Raw genomic sequence first — 692 nt, forward strand, 5'->3', positions numbered from 1 at the left:
GCCCTCGACCGCGGAGACGCGATGGATGCTGCGCGCGGCGCATTCGCCGCCGAGCCCGGGGTGGAGCATCTGGGGCGCGCCGCGCTTCGATGCCGAGCTGTTGCGCAATCGTCATGGCCCGTGCGGCCGGTGGATCATGGAATGGAAATGTGATGAGTGCCAGTTCAGTGAGCCGTCGACGTATTCTCAGCCTGTGGCTGCCGCGCCTGCCTATCGACCGGATCCAGCGGTTCCTTGGCAGCGCCGGGCTGGGTAAAACCACTCATCCGAGCATCGTCGTCATCAAGGACAACAATGCGCTGGCGATCCATGCGCTGGACGAGGCCGCCGAGCGCCTCGGCCTGTACATCGGCCAGCCCCTGGCCAATGCGCGGGCGATGTGTCCGGATCTAAAAGTGTTCGACGCCGATACCGTCGCCGATGCGAAGACGCTCAGCGATATCGCCGACTGGTGCGACCGCTTCACGCCGCTGGTGGCGCTCGATCCGCCTCACGGGTTGTTCCTCGATATCACCGGCTGCGCACATCTGTTCGGCGGCGAGGCTGCGCTGCTGACGATGCTGGTTCGTGCGCTTGCCCGCCAGGGCTTTGCCGTCGGTGCGGCAATCGCCGGCACGTCGGTCTGTGCGCGTACGCTGACGCGGCAGGCCTCGGGCAGCATCGTTGCCGATGGCGGAGAGGCGGCGGCGATC

The 692-nt window shown here is 66.8% G+C and carries 1 protein-coding gene and 1 pseudogene; both read left to right on the forward strand.

All coding sequences use genetic code 11. The features are described 5' to 3' along the window. Nucleotides 1–256, forward strand: a pseudogene (locus tag MOV74_RS39635) (DNA repair protein); the annotation flags it as partial. After that, nucleotides 153–692: DNA polymerase Y family protein (locus tag MOV74_RS39640; RefSeq protein ID WP_246933053.1), on the forward strand; the 540-nt coding region annotated here is incomplete at its 3' end. The pseudogene MOV74_RS39635 and the gene MOV74_RS39640, both read left to right, overlap by 104 nt.

It is taken from the genome of Bradyrhizobium sp. SHOUNA76 (assembly GCF_023006445.1).
GTDB lineage: Bacteria > Pseudomonadota > Alphaproteobacteria > Rhizobiales > Xanthobacteraceae > Bradyrhizobium.